This window comes from Gabonia massiliensis (assembly GCF_001403595.1).
Taxonomy (GTDB): Bacteria; Bacteroidota; Bacteroidia; order Bacteroidales; family Coprobacteraceae; genus Coprobacter; species Coprobacter secundus.
This window is the reverse complement of sequence record NZ_LN877926.1, coordinates 1-3,473: the sequence shown is the minus strand read 5'-3', so window position 1 is coordinate 3,473 and position 3,473 is coordinate 1. Positions and strand designations below refer to the sequence as shown.

At 44.5% G+C, this 3,473-nt stretch carries 1 protein-coding gene; it reads right to left on the bottom strand.

Translation table 11 applies throughout. The annotated features are described in order from the left end of the window. A partial coding sequence (locus tag BN2628_RS17325) for an LPD5 domain-containing protein (RefSeq protein ID WP_257606323.1) occupies window positions 1–3,473 on the bottom strand: 3,473 nt, incomplete at both ends.

The window sequence follows — 3,473 nt, the reverse complement described above, 5'->3', positions numbered from 1 at the left end:
GTCGTCAGGTCTGCATAGGCGGGGTCGGCCTTCACCTGCTCCCACAGTGGTGTTTGCTTCATCAGCTCTACGCCTCTGCGCCACAGCTCGGGATTGCTCTTTTGGCAGGCTGTGTCCCACAGGTGGGTGTACTCGTGTATCGGGGTCTCGGGGTTCAATGCGCTGCCGTTGAGGTATATCTTGCCCCCTGCGGTGGCACCGTAGATTATGTTATCTCCGTCTGCTTGTAGTTTGGGGGACAGCTCGTTCACCTCCTGGCGCTGTGCCAGTCCGGTTGTGTCTTTATACTCGCCGCTGTACAATGCCTGCTTGATAGAACGGACAATCTCTGCGAGCGGTTTGCCTTCAGCCTTTCGCAGCTTGATGGCATCATAGTAAAATTCTACGATGTGCGCATTGCCGTCATTGCTAATGCCCGCATTCTTTTTCGGGCTTACTACAATACTTATGCCATCTGTCTCGTCTACGTTGTCGAAATTCGATACTGTAGCATTGTGATTGCTCAACCGAATAGTGATTATTTTGCCGTTCTTGGTCTCAAATGTTGCATATTGACTCGGTTTACCTTTGTTCTTACTACCTAAAGCCCTTGATACATTACCTATGAAAGTTTTTTCTTCTGTTGTTGAAGCATTTTCATACTCTTTTGCAAGATTATCCAGATTATTCAATATCTTTGCACCATCAGCACTCGAGATGACGGTACGTTGATACTCTTCATTTTGGAGAGAGGAGTCGGTTTCGGGTGCTTTTTTCTTACCCAATAATGTAACATCTCCCCTCTCCGCCAACTGCTGCATCTCTTCTTCGGTGAGTATCTCGACAGGGATACCGGCTCTCTCAAGCATTTCCATAACGGACTCAAACACGACTCGCTGTTGCTCGGTCATTGCGCCCACTGACTCCTCTCTGCCAATATTAAATAACACACTGTTTCCTGTATCTTCGTCAACTTTCTCTTGTATGGTATTGAAAAGATTATCAAAAGCCGTATCAAGTGACTCAAAATCACTTTCCATGGGATAAGGATAATACTTGTTTACAAATTCAAAATCTCCCCATTGTAACGGTGGTGTTGCAAGAAAATAATTTATGACTCCATTCTCAGACAACTTTCTATTGACCCATGTTTCAAAAGCACGGGCACCAAGTTCCGTCGGACGATTCCAATAAGAGGATTTCATGGAGGCATAACTCTTGCTACGCTGACCATATCCACTATTATTGATAGCCTTCATCAGTTCTTTAAAGGAGTCTGTAAGTTCTTGCCTCTCCTCTTCACTATAAAGTTTCTTTTTATCAGCATTATATTTGTACCCAGTACGGTCAGAGTTAAATCCGTTACGTTGTCCGCGTTTGCGGGCAAAATAGTTGTCAAGTGCATGCCACCATTCGTGGGCGAGGGATCCTGTTCCTTGTGTTTTGGTCAGATTGATGACGACTTTCGATTGTTCGTAATGAGCAGAGGCCTTGCCACTTCCTCGGGAACCGAATGCAATGCCGAGCTCCCCGTTCAACGATAAGGCTTTGGGACTTTTCCCTATTACTTCCGCCAAGTCCATCAAAGCATCATACGCATTATTCAGAGCAGTCTGGCGTTCTGCCTGATTTGCCCAGTTACCAAATTCCACTCCTCTGAAGCCAAATGTATTGCGAAACTCTTCTGCACTGATATCTCTGCCTGCACGCCAGTCTTTACCTTGTCGGGGTTGTCCCTCCTTGAAACCTACGTTTGCCGTTTCTTTCATTCCTCCCCATTTGGCAACCAAATCATCATAATGTTCCTTCAAATATTTATGCGCCTCTGTTACATTCTTGAAGCCGCTCTCTATGACAATTGATGGTTTGCCTTTTATTGTGATAAAAGAGGTACCGTCCTTACGATATGAGTATATTGAGAACTGCACTTTTTTATCACCCTTGTTTCCCTCCGAAACTCCGGCAAAATTGCGTAGTGCTTCTTTTGCCTCGTCCAGTGTTTTGTAGATACCTCCGTATCTGTCTGCTCCGGTAACAAACCATTGTCCCTTTGCCGAAATCCAATTGCCTTCCTTGTCATAGTGTCCCGCAGTCTCCTGAAGTTCTTCAAGTGTGGCTGTGCCGAGTTCTATACCTCCATCATAACCGCCAAGCGCCATCCGAGCACGATAACGTTTCTCTACGGCCGGGATATTCAACGCCTTACGCATAATATCTTGTTGTGTCGATGTGTCAGAAGTAATGATTTTTAATGCGAGGTGATACATGCTAAAGACATCAGATACCCAACGTCTAAGTTTGTAGTCTTTTCTTGGTTTGGAAGGAATGGTACTCTTTATTACCTGCAACAGTGTTATAGCCTCATTTGAAACGCCTTCTTTGCGCAATGTTTCATAGTCAAAATTATATATCTTGCTCAATGGAAGTTGTGCTAAATCAGCAAGCACATCATCTTTGCTCTCAGACGCACGCTTTTCCTTCTCTACATATTCATGAATCTTGTCCTTTCTTGCTCCGCCAATCTTCTCGCCTACATCCTCAATTTTCTTAGTCTTTTGAGACTCTAATTTCTTTTTTGGATTATCATTTTTCTCATCATTGTTTTCAGATGAAAAGCGGGCTTGTGCATACTCTCTGAAGGACAAAGCATCCTCCATACGACGGAAAGCACCTCCAGATTCGCTGAACAATACTGCACCATGCTTTTTAACATCTGGATGCTCTTTTAGGAAATTATCAAAAGATTGCTCATAGATATCCCATTTTTCAGGAGTATCTACATTGAAATCATCTAACGCAAACCACCCGGCAACATCCGTAATAGGAGCTTCGAAAAACTCCACGTAATATATACCGCTTGGCTTGCCATCCACATTCAACTCTATGATAAAGTTCTCTTCTACCTCATTACCAGTTGAAGATGTTCTAACGGTAACACGGCCTTTAAGGCTGTCCGATAATTGTTCCTCTATTTTATGGAAGGTCTCTTTGGCGAAATCAGAAAATGTATCACTACCTGAGACCTCGCTTTTTTTCACTTTTTGTCCGGCATTCGCTTCATCCGGTTGTTTTCCCCTTTGGTTTTGTGTATCTTTGTTTTCGGAAATGTCTGGCTCTTGTCGGGTAACTGTGTCATCTGACTTGTCTTCATGGTTGCTTATAACGTCCATCCTACTATTTGATGGGGCGGACGTTTCTTTTCCACCGTCTAACTCTCCGTCTGCTGGCTCTCCGTTCTCTCCTAAGAGACTGTCTGCTTCGTTTGCTTTATCGGGTACAATGCCCAGTTTGGCCATTAGTTCTTCGGAACGTTTCCTGCGGGCGGCATCCCGTTTTTTACGTGCTTCTTGTTTTTCTTTTTCCGTGTCGAGGATGTCTTTTACTTTATAGCCGGCTGTCTCTATGCCTTCTCTTATGCTGATGCGCTCTCCGATGCTTGCCCGGTCATACATTTCTTGCAGGCGCCCGGATGATTGCAGTCCAAGGATATAGTC